Origin of the sequence: Lysobacter sp. 1R34A (assembly GCF_051217035.1) — a bacterium.
Taxonomy (GTDB): Bacteria; Pseudomonadota; Gammaproteobacteria; order Xanthomonadales; family Xanthomonadaceae; genus Lysobacter.
Genome location: NZ_JBPKJP010000001.1, coordinates 129,565 through 151,031, shown reverse-complemented (window position 1 = coordinate 151,031; position 21,467 = coordinate 129,565). Strand labels below are relative to the sequence as shown.

20 protein-coding genes are annotated in these 21,467 nt (G+C 68.2%); 19 read left to right on the top strand and 1 reads right to left on the bottom strand.

The genetic code is table 11. The features are described from left to right. Positions 1-55: 55 nt before the first annotated feature. Together ACSAMQ_RS00585 and ACSAMQ_RS00580 are read left to right on the top strand one after the other, a co-directional pair. Positions 56-1,318, top strand: coding sequence for a pyridoxal phosphate-dependent decarboxylase family protein (locus ACSAMQ_RS00585; RefSeq protein ID WP_435393765.1), 1,263 nt, complete (start codon positions 56-58; stop codon positions 1,316-1,318). 130 nt (positions 1,319-1,448) lie between these two features. Beyond that, a complete protein-coding gene (locus ACSAMQ_RS00580; RefSeq protein ID WP_031372417.1) occupies positions 1,449-1,667 on the top strand; it encodes an MbtH family protein in 219 nt (72 codons plus the stop codon). A 159-nt stretch (positions 1,668-1,826) separates the two neighbouring features. Here ACSAMQ_RS00580 and ACSAMQ_RS00575 read toward each other — a convergent pair whose 3' ends face one another. Next, complete coding sequence (locus ACSAMQ_RS00575) at positions 1,827-3,116, bottom strand: MFS transporter (RefSeq protein ID WP_435393764.1); 1,290 nt, start codon at positions 3,114-3,116, stop codon at positions 1,827-1,829. 334 nt (positions 3,117-3,450) lie between these two features. On the opposite strand from ACSAMQ_RS00575, the gene cyoA reads away from it, so the two are divergent. The 17 genes from cyoA to ACSAMQ_RS00490 all read left to right on the top strand — a co-directional run bounded on the left by cyoA (position 3,451) and on the right by ACSAMQ_RS00490 (position 21,451). Next, the gene (gene cyoA, locus ACSAMQ_RS00570; RefSeq protein WP_435393763.1) at positions 3,451-4,527 is read left to right on the top strand and encodes a ubiquinol oxidase subunit II; all 1,077 of its coding nucleotides are present in this window, start codon (positions 3,451-3,453) and stop codon (positions 4,525-4,527) included. A 100-nt stretch (positions 4,528-4,627) separates the two neighbouring features. Then, the gene (gene cyoB / locus ACSAMQ_RS00565; protein WP_435393886.1) at positions 4,628-6,604 is read left to right on the top strand and encodes a cytochrome o ubiquinol oxidase subunit I; all 1,977 of its coding nucleotides are present in this window, start codon (positions 4,628-4,630) and stop codon (positions 6,602-6,604) included. Further along, the gene (gene cyoC, locus ACSAMQ_RS00560) at positions 6,597-7,232 is read left to right on the top strand and encodes a cytochrome o ubiquinol oxidase subunit III (protein WP_435393762.1); all 636 of its coding nucleotides are present in this window, start codon (positions 6,597-6,599) and stop codon (positions 7,230-7,232) included. Before cyoB ends, cyoC begins: the two co-directional genes overlap by 8 nt. Continuing rightward, the gene (cyoD, locus tag ACSAMQ_RS00555) at positions 7,229-7,630 is read left to right on the top strand and encodes a cytochrome o ubiquinol oxidase subunit IV (protein WP_435393761.1); all 402 of its coding nucleotides are present in this window, start codon (positions 7,229-7,231) and stop codon (positions 7,628-7,630) included. The genes cyoC and cyoD overlap by 4 nt, the downstream gene beginning before the upstream one ends. A gap of 380 nt (positions 7,631-8,010) precedes the next feature. Further along, positions 8,011-8,787, top strand: a complete 777-nt coding sequence (locus ACSAMQ_RS00550) for an SURF1 family protein (RefSeq protein WP_435393760.1) — start codon at positions 8,011-8,013, stop codon at positions 8,785-8,787. Between the two features lie 9 nt (positions 8,788-8,796). Continuing rightward, a complete protein-coding gene (locus ACSAMQ_RS00545) occupies positions 8,797-10,131 on the top strand; it encodes an ATP-binding protein (protein WP_435393759.1) in 1,335 nt (444 codons plus the stop codon). Continuing rightward, positions 10,121-10,696, top strand: a complete 576-nt coding sequence (locus ACSAMQ_RS00540) for a response regulator transcription factor (protein WP_435393758.1) — start codon at positions 10,121-10,123, stop codon at positions 10,694-10,696. Before ACSAMQ_RS00545 ends, ACSAMQ_RS00540 begins: the two co-directional genes overlap by 11 nt. 291 nt (positions 10,697-10,987) lie before the next feature. Next, on the top strand, positions 10,988-12,388 hold the full coding sequence (locus ACSAMQ_RS00535; protein ID WP_435393757.1) for a sigma-54 interaction domain-containing protein: 1,401 nt from the start codon (positions 10,988-10,990) through the stop codon (positions 12,386-12,388). Positions 12,389-12,744: 356 nt separating this feature from the next. Next, positions 12,745-13,020: a hypothetical protein gene (locus ACSAMQ_RS00530; protein WP_435393756.1), complete on the top strand. Its 276-nt coding sequence runs from the start codon at positions 12,745-12,747 to the stop codon at positions 13,018-13,020. Between the two features lie 4 nt (positions 13,021-13,024). Then, entirely contained in the window at positions 13,025-13,612 is a 588-nt protein-coding gene (locus ACSAMQ_RS00525; protein ID WP_435393755.1) for a DUF4255 domain-containing protein, read from the top strand. After that, positions 13,609-14,529 carry a hypothetical protein gene (locus tag ACSAMQ_RS00520; RefSeq protein ID WP_435393754.1) on the top strand — a complete coding sequence of 307 codons (921 nt, stop codon included), beginning with the start codon at positions 13,609-13,611 and terminating at the stop codon, positions 14,527-14,529. Before ACSAMQ_RS00525 ends, ACSAMQ_RS00520 begins: the two co-directional genes overlap by 4 nt. Positions 14,530-14,577: 48 nt before the next feature. Beyond that, positions 14,578-16,488, top strand: a complete 1,911-nt coding sequence (locus ACSAMQ_RS00515; protein WP_435393753.1) for a phage tail sheath family protein — start codon at positions 14,578-14,580, stop codon at positions 16,486-16,488. Positions 16,489-16,503: 15 nt separating this feature from the next. Then, positions 16,504-16,956, top strand: a complete 453-nt coding sequence (locus tag ACSAMQ_RS00510) for a phage tail protein (RefSeq protein WP_435393752.1) — start codon at positions 16,504-16,506, stop codon at positions 16,954-16,956. 5 nt (positions 16,957-16,961) lie between these two features. Further along, on the top strand, positions 16,962-19,895 hold the full coding sequence (locus ACSAMQ_RS00505) for a hypothetical protein (protein WP_435393751.1): 2,934 nt from the start codon (positions 16,962-16,964) through the stop codon (positions 19,893-19,895). Positions 19,896-19,897: 2 nt separating this feature from the next. After that, positions 19,898-20,359 (top strand): phage tail protein, encoded by a 462-nt coding sequence (locus ACSAMQ_RS00500; RefSeq protein WP_435393750.1) that lies wholly within the window; start codon positions 19,898-19,900, stop codon positions 20,357-20,359. A 19-nt stretch (positions 20,360-20,378) separates the two neighbouring features. After that, entirely contained in the window at positions 20,379-21,263 is an 885-nt protein-coding gene (locus ACSAMQ_RS00495; protein ID WP_435393749.1) for a CIS tube protein, read from the top strand. Between the two features lie 11 nt (positions 21,264-21,274). Further along, entirely contained in the window at positions 21,275-21,451 is a 177-nt protein-coding gene (locus ACSAMQ_RS00490; RefSeq protein ID WP_435393748.1) for a hypothetical protein, read from the top strand. The last annotated feature ends 16 nt before the right edge of the window (positions 21,452-21,467 follow it).

Genomic DNA, 21,467 nt, shown 5'->3' with positions numbered 1-21,467 from the left:
GCGATGGCCTCCGCTTTCCCTGGATTTTCCCTTTGACCTGACGAGACAGCGCATCATGACGCGGTTCAATTTCAACGGTCGCAAGACCCTGCCCTCGCGCGGCCAGGCCTGGAGCGAGCTGCAGGAAGCCATGTCCGACCTGCGCAGCGGCGATGCCGACTGGCGCCACGGCCGCACGCCCCTGCACGTCTATTACGCCGGCGAGGACGTGCTCGACGTCGCCCGCCAGGCCTATGCGATGTTCATCAGTGAGAACGCATTGGCGCCGGCGGCATTCCCGAGCCTGAAGCGGATGCAGGACGACATCCTCGACATCTCGCTGTCGTTGCTCGGCGGCGGCGGCGATGCCGGCGGCACCATGACCTCGGGCGGCACCGAGAGCATCATGCTGGCGGTGCGCAGCGCCCATCGCGCCTTCCGCGCGCGGCGCCCGCAGGCGCGCCCGCACCTGCTGCTGCCGGCCAGCGCGCACCCGGCCTACGACAAGGCCGCCGACCTGATGGGCCTGGAGGTGGTGCGGGTGCCGATCGGCGTCGATTATCGCGCCTGCGCCGACATCCTCGCCCAGCACATCGACGACGACACCATGATGATCGTGGCCTCGGCGCCGTCGCTGCCGTTCGGCACCATCGACCCGATCGTCGAGATCGGCCGTCTGGCGCTGGAGCGCGGGGTCTGGCTGCACGTCGACGCCTGCATCGGCGGCTTCCTCGCCCCGCACGTGGCCAAGTTCATGAACGGCCTGCCGCGCTTCGACCTCAGCGTGCCCGGCGTGCGTTCGCTGTCGGCCGACCTGCACAAGTTCGGCTACGCCGCCAAGGGCGCCTCGGTGATCCTGTACGCCGATGCCGAAGACCAGGAGCACCAGTACTTCGAGTACTTCGACTGGCCCAAGGGCATCTACCGCACCGAAACCCTGACCGGCACCCGCCCCGGCGGCGCCGTCGCCGCGGCCTGGGCGGTGATGCACTACCTCGGCGAAGCCGGCTACCGCGCCCTCGCGCAACGCGTCATGCACATCCGCGACCGCTACATCGAAGGCATCGAGCGCATCCCCGGCCTGCACCTGCTCGGCCAGCCCGACCTCAGCGTGATCGCCTTCGCCTCCGACCGCTACGACATCCACGACGTCGGCGACGCCATGGAAGCGCGCGGCTGGTACGTCAGCCGCTTGTCCAACCCGGCCGCACTGCATATGACCGTGACTCCGGGCCACGATCAGGGCGTCGACGATTACCTGAGCGACCTGGAACGTTCGATCCCGCACGCGGACCGGCCGGCCCTGCGCTCGCAATCGCGGACCGTGGTCACGTACTGAGCAGGGCGACGCTGAGGATCATGCGCGGTCGGTCCGATCGGTAATGCAACAACGGCATCCTTCCACCCTCGGGAGCGGCGGCCCGCCCGGCTCGCCTCCCCTCATCGCAACCGCAACGCAGGAGCACGACATGAGCAATCCCTTCGACGACCCCAACGGCAGCTTCCTGGTCCTGGTCAACGACGAGAACCAGCATTCGCTGTGGCCCGAATTCGCCGAAGTCCCGGCCGGCTGGCGCAGCGTGCACGGCCCCGGCGCGCGCCAGGCCTGCCTGGACTACATCGAGACGAACTGGACCGACATGCGCCCGGCCAGCCTGATCAAGGCGCAGGAACAGCACGCGCATTGAAGCGCAGTGCGATCGGACGCTCCGGCCACCGGCCGGATGCGTCGCGATCGTGAGTGGCGAAAGAATGAAACGGCGACGGGCCGACCCGCCGGCAGGCGTTCGGCCCGCACGACACGCCCCGGACGACGTCCGGGCGGCGCGTCGGAACACGCAGCGGTTTTAGCTGCGCAGCTTCAGCGCCCGGTTGACGCCCAGCGCGGCCAGGGTGCAGATCGCGCCCGACAGCAGGTACACGCCGACGAAGGCCAGGCCGAAGTGCGCGCACAGGCCCAGCGCCACCAGCGGCGCGAACGCGGCGCCGATCAGCCAGGCCAGGTCCGAGGTCAGCGCGGCGCCGGTGTAGCGGTACTTGGAACCGAAGTTGGCGGTCACCGAGCCGGCGGCCTGGCCGTAGGACAGGCCGAGCAGGACGAAGCCGATCAGGATGAACACGTCCTGGCCCACTTCGCCGGAGCCGAGCAGGGTCGGCGCGAAGCCGCTGAACATGGCGATCGCCGCAGCCAGCGCCGCGAGCGTGCGCGGACGGCCGTAGCGGTCGGCGATCAGGCCCGAGACCACCATCGAGCCGCAGGCGAGCAGCGCGCCGACGATCTGCACGCCGAGGAACTGGCTGACCGACTGGTCCGAATACAGCAGGATCCACGACAGCGGGAAGATCGTGACGATGTGGAACAGCGCGTAGCTGGCCAGCGCGGCGAAAGCGCCGATGACGACGTGGCGGCCCTTCTCCCGGAACAGCTCGACCACGTCGGTGGGTTCGAGTTCGTGCTCGCCGAGTTCGCGTTCGTACTCGTGGGTCACGACCAGGCGCAGGCGGGCGAACAAGGCGACGACGTTGATCGCGAACGCGGCGAAGAACGGATAGCGCCAGCCCCAGTCGAGGAAGTCGCTCGGCGCCAGGCTGGTGTTGAGATAGGCGAACAGGCCGGCGGAGATGATGAAACCGGCCGGCGCACCGAGCTGGCCGAGCATCGCGTACCAGCCGCGGCGGTGCTTGGGCGCATTGAGCGCGAGCAGCGACGGCAGGCCGTCCCAGGAACCGCCCAGGGCGATGCCCTGGCCGACCCGGAACAGCGACAACAGCACGATCGACAGCACGCCGATCTTGCCGAAGCCGGGCAGGAAAGCGATGCCGGCGGTGCAGGTGCCGAGCAGGAACAGCGCGACGGTGAGCTTGGTGCTGCGGCCCCAGCGGCGCTGGATCCACATGAACACGACCGTGCCGATGGGGCGCGCGACGAAGGCCAGCGCGAACACCGCGAACGACCACAGCGTACCTTCGAGGCGGCCCAGGAACGGGAAGAACACCGTCGGGAACACCAGCGCCGAGGCGATGCCGTAAACGAAGAAGTCGAAGTACTCCGAGGCGCGTCCGATCACCACGCCGACCGCGATGTCGCCGGGCGCGACCTCGGCATGCGAACCGGTGTCGTGCACCGAAACGGTCATGGAGGAATCCGGGTTTGCGTGATTTGGCGTATGCATCGTCGATTCGGTGGTGGGCGCCGCGGCGCGGTCGTGGCGACCGGGCCGGGCACTGTGCCTAAACAGGCGGGTACGTTCAGTTAAAGCGCATCGGGCAACGACAGCACCGGAAACGACGCCCGCGGCCGCAAACGCGGCAAAGTACGGGCGCCCGGCAGCCGGGACGCCGCTAGCTTCCCACCACCGGCGCGGCGCTGCCATAGGACAAAACGTCCAATCGTCGTCACAGTCGCGCGCCACTACAGTGCGCGCATCGCCGCGACTGCCGCGGCCTCGATCGTGCAGCTGTACTGCCTAGATGACCGCCATCGAACCCCTGCCCCGCCGTGCCTCGCTCCCGAGGACTCTCCTTCGCCTGTGCCTGGCCGCGGCGCTGCTGCCGCTGGCCGGCTGCAACACGATCCTGCTGAACGCGCCCGGCGACGTCGCCGCGCAGCAGGGCGACCTGATCGTGGTGTCGACCGTGCTGATGCTGCTGATCATCGTGCCGGTGATCGCGCTGACCCTGTACTTCGCCTGGCGCTACCGCGCCGCGAACACCCAGGCCACCTACAAGCCGGACTGGGATCATTCGACCCAGCTCGAGCTGCTGATCTGGGCCGCGCCCCTGCTGATCATCATCGCGCTCGGCGCGATCACCTGGATGAGCACGCACACCCTCGACCCGTATCGCCCGCTCGACCGCATCGCCAAGAACCGCCCGGTGCCGGCGCATGTGAAGCCGCTCGTGGTCGAGGTGGTGGCGCTGGACTGGAAATGGCTGTTCCTCTATCCCGAGCAGAACATCGCCACGGTCAACGAACTCGCCGCGCCGGTCGATCGCCCGATCCAGTTCAAGATCACCGCTTCCACGGTGATGAACTCGTTCTACATCCCGGCCCTGGCCGGGCAGATCTACGCCATGCCCGGCATGGAAACCCAGTTGCACGCGGTGATGAACAAGCCCGGCAACTACGAAGGCTTCTCGGCCAACTACAGCGGCGCCGGCTTCTCGCATATGCGTTTCCGTTTCCACGGTCTCGACCAGGCCGGTTTCGACGCCTGGGTCGCCAAGAACCGCGCCAGCGGCGCGACCCTCGAGCGCGCCGGCTACCTGGAGCTGGAAAAGCCCAGCGAGAAGGAACCGGTGCGCCGCTACGGCGCGGTCGCGCCCGGGCTGTACAAGGCGATCCTCAACCGCTGCGTCGACAGCCAAAAGATGTGCATGGACGAGATGATGGCCATCGACGCCGGCGGCGGCCTCGGCCTCAACACCAACGCACTCGCGCCGCGTCGCAAGGGCGACCTGCGCGGCGGCCCGGTGGTGACCTCGGCGATGTGCCTGACCGAACCCTCGGCCGGCTCGACCCTGGGCCTGGCCACGCTCGCCCCCTGACCTCACGTAAACGCAATCACCGGGCGCGCCGAACGCGCGCCGAGTCCGCCCGCGGACTTCTGGAGTCGAGATGTCTGACCAATCCAACCTCGCCACGCTGATCTTCGGCCGGCTCACCTGGGACTCGATCCCTTTGCATGAGCCGATCCTGATCGCGACCTTCGCCATGGTCGCGCTGGGCGGCCTCGGCCTGCTCGTCGCGATCACCCGCTACAAGCTCTGGGGTTACCTCTGGAACGAGTGGTTCACCAGCATCGATCACAAGAAGATCGGCATCATGTACATCGTGCTGGGCCTGGTCATGCTGATGCGCGGCTTCGCCGACGCGATCATGATGCGCCTGCAGCAGGCGATGGCCTTCGGCGACAACGTCGGCTACCTGCCGCCGGAGCACTACGACCAGATCTTCACCGCCCACGGCGTGATCATGATCTTCTTCGTGGCGATGCCGCTGGTCACCGGCTTCATGAACTACGTGGTGCCGCTGCAGATCGGCGCGCGCGACGTCGCCTTCCCCTTCCTCAACAACTTCAGCTTCTGGATGACCGCCTGCGGCGCCGGCCTGGTGATGGCCTCGCTGTTCATCGGCGAGTTCGCCAAGACCGGCTGGCTGGCGTATCCGCCGCTGTCGGGCATCGCCTACAGCCCCGGGGTGGGCGTCGACTATTACATCTGGGCTTTGCAGATAGCCGGCGTCGGCACCTTGTTGTCGGGCATCAACCTGATCGCGACCATCGTCAAGATGCGCGCCCCGGGCATGAGCCTGATGAAGATGCCGGTGTTCACCTGGACCTCGCTGTGCACCAACGTGCTGATCGTCGCCGCCTTCCCGGTGCTGACCGCGGTGCTGTTGCTGCTCTCGCTCGACCGTTACGCCGGCACCAACTTCTTCACGAACGATCTGGGCGGCAACCCCATGATGTACGTGAACCTGATCTGGATCTGGGGCCATCCGGAGGTCTACATCCTGATCCTGCCGTGCTTCGGCATCTTCTCCGAGATCGTCTCGACCTACAGCGGCAAGCGCCTGTTCGGCTATGCCTCGATGGTCTACGCGACGGTGGTCATCACCATCCTGTCCTACCTGGTGTGGCTGCATCACTTCTTCACCATGGGCTCGGGCGCCAGCGTCAACTCGTTCTTCGGCATCACCACGATGATCATCTCGATCCCGACCGGGGCGAAGATCTTCAACTGGCTGTTCACCATGTACCGCGGCCGCATCCGCTTCGAAGTACCGATGCTGTGGACGGTCGGCTTCATGGTCACCTTCACCATCGGCGGCATGACCGGCGTGCTGCTGGCGGTGCCGCCGGCCGACTTCGTCCTGCACAACAGCCTGTTCCTGATCGCCCACTTCCATAACGTGATCATCGGCGGCGTGCTGTTCGGCCTGTTCGCCGGCATCAACTTCTGGTGGCCCAAGGCCTTCGGCTTCAAGCTCGATCCGTTCTGGGGCAAGTGCTCGTTCTGGTTCTGGATCACCGGCTTCTTCTTCGCCTTCATGCCGCTGTACGTACTCGGCCTGATGGGCGTGACCCGGCGCATGAACCACTTCGAGGACCCGTCGCTGCAGATCTGGTTCGTCATCGCCGCATTCGGCGCGGTGCTGATCGCCATCGGCATCGCCTGCATGCTGATCCAGTTCGTGGTCAGCATCCGCCGCCGCGAATCGCTGCGCGACCGCACCGGCGACCCCTGGCAGGGCCGCACCCTGGAATGGTCGACGTCGTCGCCGCCGCCGGACTACAACTTCGCCTTCACCCCGGTGGTGCACGACAACGACGCCTGGCACGACATGAAGCAACGCGGCTTCCAGCGCCCGACCGGCGGTTTCAAACCGATCCACATGCCGAAGAACACCGCCGCGGGCCTGGTCATCGCCCTGCTCAGCACCGTCTGCGCCTTCGCCCTGATCTGGCAGATGTGGCTGGTCGCCGGGGTCTTCTTCGCCGCCATGCTGATCGCCGCGATCGTCCACACCTTCAACTACAAGCGCGACTACTACATCCCGGCCGAGCAAGTGGCCGCGACCGAGTCCAAGCGCACGCAACAACTGGCCGCCGCCCATGTCTGACGCTCACGCCATCGCCACCCACTCGCCCGACGGGCGTCCGGTCTTCCTCGACCTGCAGGGCAAGCACCATCCGCAGAACGGCACCCTGCTCGGGTTCTGGCTCTACCTGATGAGCGACTGCCTGGTGTTCGCCTGCCTGTTCGCGGTCTACGGCGTGCTCGGACGCAGCTACGCCGCCGGGCCCTCGGGCGCGGACCTGTTCGACCTCCAACTGGTCGCGATCAACACCTCGATGCTGTTGCTGTCGTCGATCACCTATGGCTTTGCGATGATCGCGATGCAGAAGCGCAAGATCGCCGCGGTGCAGGGCTGGCTGGCGGTCACCGGCCTGTTCGGCCTGGCCTTCATCGGCCTGGAACTGTACGAGTTCGCCCACCTGATCCACGAGGGCGCCGGCCCGCAGCGCAGTGCGTTCCTGTCCTCGTTCTTCGCCCTGGTCGGCACCCACGGCCTGCACGTCACCTTCGGCATCGTTTGGCTGGTCACCTTGATGGTCCAGGTCGGCAAGCACGGCCTGACCGTCGAGAACCGCCGCCGCCTGCTGTGCCTGTCGATGTTCTGGCATTTCCTCGACGTCGTCTGGATCGGCGTCTTCACCTTCGTTTACCTGATGGGAGTGCTGCCGTGACCCAGCCCGCCACGCATGCCGCGCACGAGCACGGCCACGATCACGGCCACGACGAACACGACGACGGCGCCCACGGCAGCGTCGGCAGCTACACCATCGGCTTCCTGCTGTCGGTGGTGCTGACCGCGATCCCGTTCTGGCTGATCATGGCCAAGGTGATCCCGAACTCCGGCACCGCCGCGTTCGTGGTGCTGGCCTTCGCCGTGGTCCAGATCGTCGTGCACATGGTCTATTTCCTGCACATGAACACGAAGTCGGAGGGCGGCTGGAACATGCTCGCGCTGATCTTCACCCTGGTGCTGGTGGTGATCCTGCTGGCCGGTTCCTTGTGGGTCATGCACCACCTCAACGTCAACATGATGCCGATGGCTCCGCACGATATGCGCAACATGCCTTGACTCGGGACTCGGGACTCGGGACTCGGGACTCGGGACTCGGGACTCGGGAACAGCGTAAGCATCACCCGTCATCCCCGCGAAGGCGGGGATGACGAATGAAAGAGTCGTTGCGATCTTGCCTACCGTCGTTCCAGCGAGGGCGGGCTCCGCTTTACTTCGACGAAGCCGAACAACCAGGGCCCCAACGCGACATCGCTATGAACTCTCCGCGGTCCGTCAGGACGCATGGCGCCCTGGCGTTCATGGATACGCGAGCCAGCGCATCCACTCACCCCCGCCTTCGCGGGGATGCGAGCTGAGGAGTAGCGTAAGCCTCTGCACGAGCTTGAAATCGAGCAACACCGAACGCCCTATCGGCGATTCATGAAAAGGCCCCGACCATGACGAACACCGCCAAGCGCCCGCGCAGCCGTTTCGCCCTGGCGGCGCTGTCCTTGCTGTTCCTGACCGCCTTCCTCGGCCTGATCGCCCTCGGCAGCTGGCAGGTGCAGCGGCGGGCCTGGAAGCTCGACCTGATCGAGCGGGTCGACGCGCGCGTGCATGCGCCCCCCGGCGCCGCGCCCGGGCCGGCCGACTGGGCCGGGGTCAGCGCCGCCCGCGACGAATACCGCCATGTCCGGCTCGAAGGCCGTTACCTGCGCGGAAAAGACAGCCTGGTCCAGGCCGTGACCGCGATCGGCCCCGGGTTCTGGCTGCTGAGCCCGTTCCAGACCACCGGCGGCGATATCGTCCTGATCAACCGCGGCTACGTGCCGGGCCGGCGCGAAGCCGCCGCCGCGACTGCCTCGCTGTCGGATACCCAGGTCACCGGTCTGCTGCGCCTCAGCGAGCCCGGCGGCGGCTTCCTGCGCAAGAACGCGCCGCAGCAGGACCGCTGGTACTCGCGCGACGTCGAAGCCATCGCTGCCGCCCGCGGCCTGCAGCGAGTCGCGCCCTATTTCGTCGATGCCGACCGTCGCGATGGTGCGGCCGCGCCCGGCGCCGAGCCGGCCTGGCCGGTCGGCGGACTGACGGTGATAAAGTTTCCCAACAGCCATCTGGTCTACGCATTGACCTGGTTCGGGCTGGCCCTGATGGTCGCCGCCGCCGCATGGCGGGTGGCTCTGGAAGAACGTCGGCGCCGCCGCGCCGCCGCATCGCTCGACGAACCCCGCTGAGGAGCGCCGATGCAGGACCTGCCGCTGCCGCGCACGATCGACTCCCAGGCGCCCGCGTCGGCGGCCTCGCGCGACAGCGCCGGGGTCAAGAACATGCACCAGCTGATCCAGTTGCGCTGGATCGCGGTGATCGGACAGGTCGCGACCATCGTCTTCGTCCATTTCGCCTTCGGCATCGCCCTGCCGCTGGCGCCGATGGCGATCGTCCTGGCCTGCCTGGCCGCGTTCAACCTGGTCAGCCTGCTGCGTTGGCGGCACCGCGAGAAAGTCACCAACGGCGCGCTGTTCCTGGCCTTGCTGGTCGACGTGGTCACCCTGACCGCGCAGCTGTATCTCAGCGGCGGCGCGGCCAATCCGTTCGTGTTCCTGTACCTGCTGCAGGTCGCGCTGGCGGCGGTGCTGCTGCGCGCGTGGGCGAGCTGGGCGGTGGTGTTCGCGACCAGCGCCTGCTTCATCGCCCTGACCATGTTCGCCGGGCCCGTGGTGATTCCGGCCGACCCGACCCGCGGCCTCGCCGACCCCTATGTGCAGGGCATGCTGCTGTGTTTCGTCCTCAACGCCACCTTGCTGGTGGTGTTCATCACCCGCATCGGCCGCATCCTGCGCGCCCGCGACGCGCGCCTGGCCGACCTGCGCCAACGCGCGGCCGAGGAAGAGCACATCGTGCGCATGGGCCTGCTGGCCTCCGGCGCCGCGCACGAACTCGGCACGCCGCTCGCGACCTTGTCGGTGATCCTCGGCGACTGGCGGCGCATGGCGCCGTTCACCGAACAGCCCGAGCTGCTGCAGGAGCTCGACGAGATGCAGACCCAACTGCATCGCTGCAAGACCATCGTCACCGGCATCCTGCTCTCGGCCGGCGAGACCCGCGGCGAAGCGCCGGCGGAAACCACGGTCGGCGCCTTCCTCGACGACCTAGTCGAGGAATGGCGCGGCACCCGCCCGGTGCGCGGATTCGATTACGCCAACGGTTTCGGCGAAGATCTGCCGATCGTCTCCGATTCGGGCCTCAAGCAGATGATCTGCAACGTGCTCGACAACGCCCTGGAAGCCTCGCCCGACTGGATCGGCCTGGAAGCCTCGCGCGAAGACGACCGCCTGGTGCTCAAGGTCAGCGACATCGGCCCCGGCTTCGCCCCGGCCATGCTCTCGCACTTCGGCAAACCGTATCAGTCGAGTAAGGGCCGCCCCGGCGGCGGCCTCGGCCTGTTTTTGGCCCTCAACGTCGCCCGCACCCTCGGCGGCAGCATCACCGCGCACAACCGCAGCCCGCGCGGCGCGGTCGTCGCCATGACCCTGCCGCTGTCGGCGCTGACCCTGGTCGAGGCCGCCGATGAGCCCTGATCTCAAAAGTGAAGATCCCGGCCCACCCCGGGACGCGCCGCGCGAACTGCTGATCGTCGAAGACGACGCCGCCTTCGCCCGCACCCTGACCCGCTCGTTCGAGCGCCGCGGTTATCTGGTGCGCAATGCGACCGACCTCAGCGAAGTCGATGCCTTGCTGCGCGAACACTCGCCCGGTTTTGCGGTGGTCGATCTCAAACTGGCCGGCGGCGACTCCGGCCTGGCCTGCGTGCAGGCCCTGCACGCCCACGACCCCGACATGCTGATCGTGGTCCTGACCGGTTACGCCAGCATCGCCACTGCGGTCGAAGCGATCAAACTCGGCGCCTGCCACTACCTGGCCAAGCCCTCCAACACCGACGACATCGAAGCCGCCTTCGGCCGCGCCGGCGGCGACGCCACGGTCGAACTGACCGAACGCCAGACCTCGATCAAGACCCTCGAATGGGAGCGCATCCACGAGATGCTCGCCGAAACCGACTTCAACATCTCCGAGACCGCCAGGCGGCTCGGGATGCATCGAAGGACCTTGGCCCGGAAGCTGGGGAAGCATCGGGTGAAGTGAGTGCGCTTTCGAGATGCGCCCCGGCCGAGCGCCCTCCGCCATCGGGTAGCCCTCCCTCGCCTGCCCAGACCACCCAGACGCAGGCCCCCGCGAGACGCCCGACCGCCGGTCGGATTTTCCGCGATGTTGCGTCAACGAACACCCCGGCGGTGACCGGCGCCGGGATGGCGCCCCGTTGATCGTCGTGCAACACCTCGAAAAAACTCCGACCCGGCTTGGCGCCGCGATGGCGCCGCGCCGCGGCCGGCTGCGCAGGTCGAACGGACTTTCCCTGTCATGGAGGCGCGCGCGATGGAAGTCCCCCGTTGGGCCGTGGTTCCGCTCGGAAGCGCGCCTGCGGAGCTGCGCGAGGTGCTTGCGGCCTTGTCGGGTTGCGCCTCCATCGAGCTGTCGCCTTCGGGCTACCTGCAGGCCGCGATCCAGGGCGCCGACGGCATCGTCCTGGTGCCGGGCCTGGATGGGCGGGCCGCGATCGCCGAGTCGATCGCGGCGATCCGCCACGAACGGCCGCAGTTGGCGATCGTGGTCGCGACCCGCGACGCCGGCGACAACGAACTCGATGCGTCGGCCCTGGCCGGTGCCTCCGACTTCGTGTCCCTGCCCGCGACCGGGTCGGAATGGCGAGTGCGGCTGCATCGTGCGCTGCACGCCGCGGCGGCGCCGTGCCGCAGCGAACCGGCCCCGGAAGCCGAGCCGCATATCCGCGGTTTCGTCCACGCCAGCAAGGCCTGCGCGATGATCGCGGCGCGCCTGCCGACCCTGGCCCGCTGCGACGCCAGCGTACTGATCACCGGCGAGACCGGCACCGGCAAAGAGGTGTGCGCGCAGGCGATCCATTATCTGTCGATGCGCGCCGACCGGCCGTGGGTCGCGGTCAATTGCGGCGCGATACCGGTCGAACTGGTCGAGAACGAGTTGTTCGGCCACGTCAAAGGCGCCTACACCCATGCCCACAGCGCCTGCCCGGGGCTGGTGCGCGAAGCCGAGGGCGGCACCCTGTTTCTCGACGACGTCGACTGCCTGCCGCTGTCGGCGCAAGCCAAGCTGCTGCGCTTCCTGCAGGAACGCGAGTATCGGCCGGTCGGTTCCAACACCGTGCATCGCGCCGACCTGCGGGTGATCGCCGCGAGCAACTGCAACCTGTGCACGCTCTCGCAGAGCGGCGGTTTCCGCCAGGACCTGTATTACCGTCTCAACGTCCTCAACATCACTCTGCCGCCGTTGCGGCAGCGGTCGGAGGACGTGCCGATCCTGGCCCGGCACTTCGCCGCCCACTTCGCCCGCGAGTTCGGCCGCGCCCCGGCCGGCTTCGCTTACGGCGCGCTCGAACGCTTGCTGCGCCACGACTGGCCCGGCAACGTGCGCGAGCTCAAGCATGTGATCGAGCGCGCGGTCCTGCTGTCGAGCGGCAACGTGCTCATCGCCGAGGACATCGAGATCGAACCGACCTCGCCCGACCTGTCCCTGCCGCCCTCGTTCGACCTGGCCGCCGATTCGTTCCGGGCCGCCAAGCAGCGGGTGGTGGAGGATTTCGAGCGCGGCTATGTCGAGCACCTGCTCGCCACGCATGCCGGCAACGTCACCCATGCCGCCATCGCCGCGAAAAAGGACCGCCGCGCCTTCTTCGAGCTGATGCGCAAGCACCGCATCGAACCCAAGCGCTTTCGCGCCTACGAACCCCAGCTCGGCTGATCGCCTTCGCCTCTCACGACCGGGACGGCGCGGGCCGTGCCCGCGGCATCGCCGTGTCCGAGTCCGGGGCTGAAAACCCGATGCGGCCCGTCCGCATCGACAGCGCGGCGACTGTATCCGCTCGCCCGCAGGACAAAGCCGCGCACTGCAGGGACAAAAACATCCTGGTTGCGCAGCCTTGAAAACACGGCGTTTGCGCCCGCCGATGTGACCGCCGCCGGAGTCCTGCCCGGATCAAAACATCCGGCCTCGTTCGCTTCGATGCCTCTCAAAAGCCCGTCGTCGCAAGGATTCGCCTCGTCCGCCGCGGTTGGCACCGCTCTTGCATCGATCTGATGCGCAGAGGGTCGATCGCGATGGACGAAAGCTCCGCGGTATCGGCATGTGTCAAGGCATTGGCCAGCTATATGCGTGCCAATCCGCACGCGTGCGATACCGCTGAAGGCATCCATCGCTGGTGGTTCGGAACCGAGCACGAGGTCGCCATGGACGAATTGCAGGAGGCGCTGGACTGGATGAAACGCTGCGGCGTAATCGAAGAGACCGTGGCGGCCGACGGCCGCCGGCGCTATCGGCGGCTCGCCGGCGATGCACTGCTCGGCGCCTTGCTGACGCAGCGGCGCGAGGACTGAATCCGTGGCGAACTACCGCGCCATCGCCGCCACCAGTACCGCACTGGCCGGCCTGCTGCGCGATCGCTACCCGCGCGACGAATTCGGCGCCGGCCTCGACATCAGCCTGTATCAGGCGCGCGACTTCGAGTCGCCGATGCAGGACGGCTTCTCGATCTACCTGTTCCGGGTCGCGGTCAACGGCGCCATGCGCAACCTGACCCTGCGCCGTTCGCCCGACGGCCGCCGCTATCGGCCCTCGCTGCCGCTCGACCTGCACTACATGATCACCCCCTGGGCGCAGGACACCGAACGCCAGCAGCGCATGCTCGGCTGGGTGATGCGGCTGATGGAAGACACCAGCGTGCTCAGCGCCGGCCACCTCAACCACTACATGCCGGAGACCGACACCTTCGGCGCGCACGAAGGCATCGAAGTGGTCTGCGATCCGCTCTCGCTCAACGACTACCTGACCCTGTGGGACCGCCTGCGGCGCCTGCCGTCCTCGGCGACCTATGCCCTGCGCATGGTCCTGATCGACTCCGACGTCCACGTCGACGACGGCGCCGCGGTGCAGAGCCGCCGTTTCGAAGTGCACGAGGCGACGACGTGAGCGCGGTCCTGTTCGAACTCGAAGTGCTGCAGCGCAATGCCGCGCTCGGCCTGCGCTTCTGGGATATGGCGACCGCCAGCTCGGTGATCGACGGTCTGGCGGTCGAGGTCTACCCGCGCAACGCCCCGAATGCGCGCAAACGCGCCCTGCCCAATCCCAGCGGCATCTACGTCGCGCATCGGGTCGGCGGCTTGGTCGATTTCGAGTTCGACGCGCGCGAACCGCTCGAGCGACCCTGGACCGAGGCGCAGAACGCGTCGCCGCCGGCCTCCGGCTACCGCATCGAGGTCAGCGACCCGTTCGGACGCTTCCTGCCGCTGGCCTTCGATGCCGAGCTGCCGGCGCGCGGATTGTTCACCTGGCTGGCGCCGTGGATCTCGCCGCCGCAGCCGCTGGCCCTGCCCGGCACCGCCGGCTCGCCGCCGCAGTGGCTGATCGAACGCATTCCGCTGTTCTCGGCGCCGAGCCGCCCGCTGCCTCAGCCGCTCGCGGTGACCTATGCGCAGCTGCGCGAGGCCGGCACCCAGCGCGTGCCGGCCTGGAGCCTGCTCGCGGTCGACATCGACGGCGCGCCGCGCGGCATCGGCATGGCCGACCGCGACGGCCGGGTCGCGGTGATCTATCCCTATCCCGAACCGCCGCGCACGCCGCTGTCCTCGCCGCCGGAAGCGCGCAGCGATTTCCGCTGGACGGTCGAGCTCAGCGCGTTCTGGTCGCCGGGCTCGCCGCCGAGCGAACCGCCCGCCGTGCCCGACCTCGCACAGGTGCTGGCGCAACTGGCCACGCCATGCGCGGTGATCGATTCGTTGTCGTCGCCCGCGCCGCCCCGGCGCCTGGAGTACCGCCGGCCGATGACGGCCAGAACCGAAGGACAGCCGGCGGCGGACGCTTCCTGGCTGTTGGTATCCACCGCATGACCGCGCCGCGCGCCAGTACATGCGCCGTCTTAGGCAAGGAGAACTGCTATGTCTGAGTACCTGGCTCCCGGTGTCTTCGTCGAGGAAGTCTCCTTCCGCGCGAAATCGATCGAGGGCGTGAGCACCACCACCACCGGCCTCGTCGGTCCCGCCCGCTACGGTCCGCTCGACATCGAGCCGGAAATCGTCACCAGCCTGGTCGAGTTCGAGCGTACCTACGGCGGCCGCGACAAGCTGGTGTTCCAGGACGCCGGCGAGGTCGACAATTATCTCTGGCATGGCGTGCGCGCGTTCTTCGAGGAAGGCGGCAAGCGCCTCTACGTCAGCCGTGTGTTCACCCCGGTCGACGCCACCGACGAACGTCCCGGCTGCGCCCGCGGCGGCCTGCCCGGCAGCCCCTCGTCGATGATGGTCTACGCACGCTTTCCCGGCCGCGCCGGCAATGCGCGGGTCGGCTTCACCTTCAACGTCGGCCAGAGCCTGCTCTCCGACGTCGACGGCGTCACCTTCGCCAACTCGCTGCAATCGCGCGACGTGGTGTGGATCCGGCCGCGTCCGGGCGCGCCCTCGCCCGGCGTCGAGGACGGTTATTACCTCGCCCTGTGGGATGCAGGCAACGAAAGCTGGGCGTTCGTATCCAGCGGCGACGACATCGGCACCGCGCAGGCCAGCCTGACCGATCTGAGCGCCGCCAATTACGAGCTGCGCGTGATCAGCGTGACCGTGGTGGTGCAGCCGCTCGGCGGCGGCGATGCCTTCGTCGCCCCGGACCTGCCGCTGGACCCGCTGCATCAGCGCGCCGGCTCGCCGGACTCGCTGTTCGCCTACTTCGCCGAGTTTCCGGCCAGCCTCAGCCGCGCCCGCACGTTGCCGATCGTGATCCGCGGCGAAGACGTCGCCGCGATCGGCACCGGCACCGAATTGCTCGGCGCCTTTTTCGATGCCGACCCGAACGCCTCGATGTCGCCGCCGGCGGGGTTGCGCGCGGCCATGCAGGACTCGCAGAGCACACCGGCCGAACGCAGCCTCGCGATCCTGATCGAAGACGGCAACGACGGTCTGCGCCCGTTCGCTTCCGCTTACGAGGGCGAGGTCGACAGCGCCGACCGCAAGACCGGCCTGCGCCAGTTCGAGGATCTGGAAGACATCTCGATCGTCGCCGCGCCGGGCTCGACCTTCGGCTACGAATCGGGCTATGCGACGCATGCGCCGTCGATCGTGCGTGCGCTGATCCGCCATGCCGAACGCATGAAGTACTGCATCGCCGTGCTCGACAGCGGCGACAACCAGGCGATCAGCGAAGTGCGGGCGATGCGCGCCCAGCTCGATTCCAAGCACGCCGCGCTGTACTACCCCTGGGTGCGCGTACTCGACCCGCTGACCCAGCGCGAGACCCACATGCCGCCGTCGGGCTTCGTCGCCGGCATCTATGCGCGCAACGACGTCAACCGCGCGGTCTACAAGGCCCCCGCCAACGAGGTCGTCAACCTGGCCCTGGGCTTCGAGCGCTTCCTCAACAAGGCCCAGCAGGAAGTGCTGAACCCGGAAGGGATCAACTGCTTCCGATACTTCGAAGGCCGCGGCATGCGCCTGTGGGGCGCGCGCACGATCAGTTCCGACCCGGAATGGAAGTACGTCAACCTGCGGCGCTACTTCGCCTATTTGGAGCGCTCGATCGACAAAGGCACCCAGTGGGCGGTGTTCGAGCCGAACGGCGAACAACTGTGGGCCAACGTGCGGCGCACGATCGAGGACTTCCTGCTCAACGAATGGCAGAGCGGCGCCCTGCTCGGCGACAAGCCGGAGAAATCGTACTTCGTCAAATGCGACCGCTCGACCATGTCGCAGAACGATCTCGACAACGGCCGGTTGATCTGCCTGATCGGCGTGGCGCCGCTGCGGCCCGCCGAATTCGTCATCTTCCGCATCGGCCAGTGGACGGCCGACCGCAAAGTCTGATCGGAGAGCAACGCCATGGCCATCCTTCGCGACCGCCCGTACGTGCAGTTCAATTTCCTCGTCGACCTGGGCGATGGGGTCACCGACGGGCCGCAGGCCGGTTTCCAGGAACTCAGCGGCATCGGCATGGAAGTGACCGTGTCCGAGTACCGCACCGGCAACGCCAAAGAAAACAGCGTGATGAAGATCACCGGCATGAACAAGTCCACCGACGTGACGATGAAACGCGGGGTGATCGGTTCGCTGAACCTCTATCAGTGGCTCGACCAGATCCGCAACGGCGACCAGAAGGCCATGCGCACGGTGACGATCCATCTGCAGAACGAGGACCACACCCAGATCGTGCAGACCTGGAAGTTGCTGCGGGCGCGGATCATCAAGCACACCAGCGGGCCGTTCAACGCCAAGGGCACCGACGTGGCCCTGGAAGAGCTGACCTTGTCCTACGAACGGCTCGAGATGGAGTGAGGACCGTGGCGAACGCGCGCCGGCTGCCCGGCATCCAGGTCGACGTGGCGCCGCCGCTCGCGGCGGAGGCGCTGCCGCGCCTGGACGTCGCGGTGTTCGTCGGCTTCGCCTCGACCGGCCCGCTGCACCTGCCGGTCGCGCTGGAAAGCGCGGCGCAGTACGCGACCGCGTTCGGCGCCGACGCGCCGCTGGCCTGGGACGAACGCCGCGGCGAGCGCGTGCATGCGCACCTGGGGCCTTCGGTGCGCGCCTTCTTCGCCAACGGCGGCCGCCGCTGCTGGGTGATACGGGTGGCGCGCAGCGCCGCGATGGAACGCGTGCGCGCCGAGGTCGATCCAAATGCGGATCCCGAGCTCGCGGTCGCCGTCGCCAACCGCTTCGCATTGTCCGGGATGCTGTCGATCGCCGCGGCCCGCGGCGAGGCCGAGCCGGCGATCGTCGCCGCGCGTTGCGAAGGTTCCTGGTCCGACTCCCTGCGCGCCAGCGTGTCGGTGCAGTCGCGCGGTTTCGCCCTCGATGCCTGGTCCGGCGTGGATTCGCCGGCTTCGGGCCAATATCAATTCCTGACCCGGCAGCCGCTGCGCAACGGCGATCTGCTGCAGTTCGGCCGGCCCATCGGCGACTGCGCTTATGCCCGGGTCGACGCCGTCGCCGCAGGCCCGACCCCGGCCTCGCCGTATCGCGTTTCGGTCCGCATGCTCGCCGCGTTCGAGCGTATCCTCGCCGATGCCTCGCCGGCGGGCGATGTCGCCGGTGTCGCCCGTCTCGCCGGCGTCGAACTGCCGTTGACGGCGACGCTGTTGGCGCCGCCGGCTTTCGACGAAGATCCGGAGTCGGCCGCCGAACCGCCTCCGCTGAGCCTGCGCTTCGACCAGGCGCTGCCCGAATCCGCGTTCGAAATCGGCGCCTGGGTGCGTTTCGACGCGGCTGGCGCGGTCCACTGGTTGCGCATCGACGAAGCCGACCGCGCACCCGACCTGTCGGCGAGTCCGCCGACGGCGACCACCCTGCAGGTGCTCGCGACCGTGCACGGACCGGCCTGGCGCGAGGTCGAGCCGGCCGCCGCGCCGTTCGGCACGGTGAGTTCGGCGCAGGTGCTGGAGATCGAACTGCGCGCGACCACGGACCAGGGACCGCAGGCGCGGCTGCGCCAGTTGGGCCTGACCCCGGAGCGGCCCGGCAACTTCTGGGAGCTGCAGCGCGACGGCGACTTCTATCGCGTGCACGACGACCTCGCCGTCGCGGCGCCGGCGCAGTTGCAGCGCTTTCCGCTGGCGCCCGATGAAGCGCCGCTGCCCCTGGCCTGGCTGCCGCTCGGCGCGAGCGGGTTGTTCGGCGCGGCCGTCGGCCCCTTGCATCGCGAACACACCGCGCTCGAACGCGACGGCCTGGCCGTGTTCGACGCCGGATTATTCCTCGACCCGCAACTCGCCGACGACGGCGTCGACGCCCTGCTGAGCCATGCCGACGACATCCGCCTGATCCGCGAACGCACGCGTCCGCTGTATGGCCTGCATGCGGTGTTCGGTATCGGCGCCGGCGGCCTGTTCAACGAGGCCAGCCTGATCGCCGTGCCCGACGCCATCCACAGCGGCTGGCAACGGCGCGGCGAAGACCAATCGCAACCCGCGCAGGCACCGCCGTCGGCGACGCCGGCGCACTGGCGCGCGCATCGCGGCGCCTGCCTGGCGACCGTGGCCGCCGATTCCGTGCTGCCGGCGCCGGATTTCGGCCGCTTCCTCGACTGCAGCACGCGCTTGATCGAAGCGCCGCTGCTCGACGGCCCGGACGCGCCGGTGCCGCCCGGCACCTATCGCCTGAGCTGGACCGAGAGCGAGCCCGGCGCGGTCTATGCGCTGTTCGAAGCCGGCAGCGCCGATTTCAGCGACGAGCGCGAGATCTACCGCGGCGCCGACGGCGAATACGTGGCGATGAGCCAGCGCGAAGGCCTGTATCACTATCGAGTGTTCGCCTGGGTCGGCGACGAAAGCAGCCAGGGCTCCAATCCGGTCGCAGTGAGGGTGCGCGCCGACGACTGGGAACAGTTGGCGCCCGAATCGGCCGGCGACCTGCACGAGACCGACTGGCTGCAGGTGCATCGGGCCAGCCTGCGCCTGGCCGCGGCCTGCGGCGATCTGTTCGCGGTGTTGTCGATGCCGCGCCATTTCCGTACCGCGCAAGCGCTGCGCTATACCCAGCGCCTGCGCGCCGTGCGCACGCCGACCGATCAGGTCGAGCCGGGCGACCCGCAGGCACTCGGCTTCGACGAGGCCCGCGCGCTCAGCTACGGCGCGCTGTATTTCCCCTGGCTGCAGTCGGATGCGCGCGCGAGCGGCGCCGACCGCACCGGCCAGCGCCCGCTGCGGGTGGTACCGCCGGACGGTGTCGCGGTCGGCGTGCTGGCCAAACGCGCCTCGCTGCGCGGCGCCTGGATCGCCGCCGCCAACGAGCCGATGAAGGACGTGGTCGCGTTGACCCCGCCGATCACCGAGAGCGACCGCCAGGCGCTGCAGGATGCGCAGATCAACCTGCTGCGCAACGATCCGCGCGGCTTCTTCGCCCTGTCCGCCGACACCCTGGCGCTGGACGAGGCGCTGCGGCCGATCAACGTGCGCCGCCTGTTGATCCTGCTGCGCCGCGTCGCGCTGCGCCACGGCATCCGCTACGTGTTCGAGCCCAACGGCCCGGTGCTGTGGCGTTCGGTGCAGCGCGGCTTCGAGCTGCTGCTGAGCGAGCTGTTCCGCCGCGGCGCCTTCGCCGGCGCCACCGCCGCGCAATCGTTCCGGGTGGTCACCGACGAAGGCGTCAACACGCCGCAGTCGGTCGACGCCGGCCGCTTCGTGGTCGAACTGCGGGTGGCGCCGTCGCTGCCGATGCGCTTCATCGCCGTGCGCCTGGCCCAGAACGGCGAGCGCCTGGCCGTGATCGAGGAGCTCTGACCATGGCCGCCCAACCCTACCCATTCACCAATTTCAACTTCGCCGTCGAGATCAACCGCGGCGACGACGCCAAGCCGCTGGTCGCCGCCGCGTTCGCCGAATGCGACGGCCTGGAGATGAACATGGAGGTCAAGACGATCCGCGAAGGCGGCGCCAACGACCGCCAGATCCGCCTCAACGGCATGGTCAGTTACGGTCAGCTGACTCTCAAGCGCGGCATGACCGAGAACTTCGACCTGTGGCGCTGGTTCAAGGACAGCGTCGCCAATCCGCGTTTGCGCGCCAATGCCGAGGTGGTGCTGTTCGCCGCCGACGGCAGCACCGTGCGCGCGCGCTTCCTGCTCTCGCGCTGCGTGCCGGTCAAGATCAAGGCGCCGGCGCTGAACGCGCGCGACGGCCAGGTCGCGATCGAGGAATTGCAGGTGGCCTACGAGACCCTGGCGCTGAAGGAGCTCGACGCATGAAACGCGCGGAGGCCATGCCATGAGCCTGGAAAAAGCCCAACTGATCGAACTCGACCAGAGCTTCGCCAACGAAAAATCGGGCGGGCGCAAGGTCGCGGTGCAGTTCAATCCGGAAACGCTGAAGGTCACCTTCGCCAACCAGATCGTGCAGCCGCAGGGCGGCGACCAGGCCGCCGGCAACGCCGGCCGCCAGTTCGTCGGCGCCGGCACCACCAAGCTGGCCCTGCAGCTGTGGTTCGACGTCACCGCGATGGAGAAGGACGCGGTCGACGACGTGCGCCGGCTGACCCAGGACGTGGTCTATTTCATGACCCCGCAGAAGTCCGAAGAAGACCCGAAGAAACTCTCGCCGCCGGGGCTGCGCTTCCACTGGGGCACGTTCCTGTTCGACGGCATGGTCGAGGGCATGGAAGAGACCCTGGAGTTCTTCTCGCCCGACGGCAAGCCTTTGCGCTCCAGCATCACCATGACCCTGTCGCAGCAGAAGATCCTCGAAGCGAAATTCGAGGGCGAAGGCAAGGTGCCGAACCAGCCAGGCCAGGCGCCGCTGAAGAGCGCCAACGAAGGCGATTCGCTTCAGTCGATGGCCGGCAAGAGCGGCAAGCCCGACTGGCAGGGCATCGCCTCGGCCAACGGCATCGAAGATCCGCTGCGCATGTCGCCGGGCCAGCTCGTCGATCTCAATCTGTCCGCAGGCGCGTCGATCGGCGGCGGCATCGGTGGCGGCCTGGGGATCGACGCGGGCATCGGCGGCAGCGCTTCGCTGGGCGCCGGCTTCGGCAGCGGACTCGGTGGCGGCCTCGGGGGCGGCATTGGCGGCAGCGTCGGCCTCGACGCCGGGGCCGGCGCCGGCCTCAACGCATCCCTCGGCGGCAGCGCCGGCGGCTCGATCTCGTTCGGATAAGGAACCCGGTCATGGCGGTGGTCATCAACGAATTCGAAGTGCTGGCCGAACCGCGTCCCGCGGCGAGGTCGGACGGCAACACCGGCGCCAAGTCCGAGGGCGAGCCGCCGGAAAAACTCGAACCGCGCGACGTGCACACGGCGTTGCGCCAGATCGACCAGCAATCCCTGCGCGTCTGGGCGCATTGACGGAGCCATAGCCGAA

What these genes read in the sequence shown, in the direction of transcription:
- ACSAMQ_RS00490 (WP_435393748.1), top strand. Translation starts at nt 21,275, where the DNA reads ATGGCGGTGGTCATCAACGAATTCGAAGTGCTGGCCGAACCGCGTCCC.
- ACSAMQ_RS00495 (WP_435393749.1), top strand. Translation starts at nt 20,379, where the DNA reads ATGAGCCTGGAAAAAGCCCAACTGATCGAACTCGACCAGAGCTTCGCC.
- ACSAMQ_RS00500 (WP_435393750.1), top strand. Translation starts at nt 19,898, where the DNA reads ATGGCCGCCCAACCCTACCCATTCACCAATTTCAACTTCGCCGTCGAG.
- ACSAMQ_RS00550 (WP_435393760.1), top strand. Translation starts at nt 8,011, where the DNA reads ATGACGAACACCGCCAAGCGCCCGCGCAGCCGTTTCGCCCTGGCGGCG.
- ACSAMQ_RS00580 (WP_031372417.1), top strand. Translation starts at nt 1,449, where the DNA reads ATGAGCAATCCCTTCGACGACCCCAACGGCAGCTTCCTGGTCCTGGTC.
- ACSAMQ_RS00535 (WP_435393757.1), top strand. Translation starts at nt 10,988, where the DNA reads ATGGAAGTCCCCCGTTGGGCCGTGGTTCCGCTCGGAAGCGCGCCTGCG.
- cyoA (WP_435393763.1), top strand. Translation starts at nt 3,451, where the DNA reads ATGACCGCCATCGAACCCCTGCCCCGCCGTGCCTCGCTCCCGAGGACT.
- ACSAMQ_RS00575 (WP_435393764.1), bottom strand. Translation starts at nt 3,116, where the DNA reads ATGACCGTTTCGGTGCACGACACCGGTTCGCATGCCGAGGTCGCGCCC.
- ACSAMQ_RS00585 (WP_435393765.1), top strand. Translation starts at nt 56, where the DNA reads ATGACGCGGTTCAATTTCAACGGTCGCAAGACCCTGCCCTCGCGCGGC.
- ACSAMQ_RS00545 (WP_435393759.1), top strand. Translation starts at nt 8,797, where the DNA reads ATGCAGGACCTGCCGCTGCCGCGCACGATCGACTCCCAGGCGCCCGCG.
- cyoC (WP_435393762.1), top strand. Translation starts at nt 6,597, where the DNA reads ATGTCTGACGCTCACGCCATCGCCACCCACTCGCCCGACGGGCGTCCG.
- ACSAMQ_RS00515 (WP_435393753.1), top strand. Translation starts at nt 14,578, where the DNA reads ATGTCTGAGTACCTGGCTCCCGGTGTCTTCGTCGAGGAAGTCTCCTTC.
- ACSAMQ_RS00530 (WP_435393756.1), top strand. Translation starts at nt 12,745, where the DNA reads ATGGACGAAAGCTCCGCGGTATCGGCATGTGTCAAGGCATTGGCCAGC.
- ACSAMQ_RS00510 (WP_435393752.1), top strand. Translation starts at nt 16,504, where the DNA reads ATGGCCATCCTTCGCGACCGCCCGTACGTGCAGTTCAATTTCCTCGTC.
- ACSAMQ_RS00540 (WP_435393758.1), top strand. Translation starts at nt 10,121, where the DNA reads ATGAGCCCTGATCTCAAAAGTGAAGATCCCGGCCCACCCCGGGACGCG.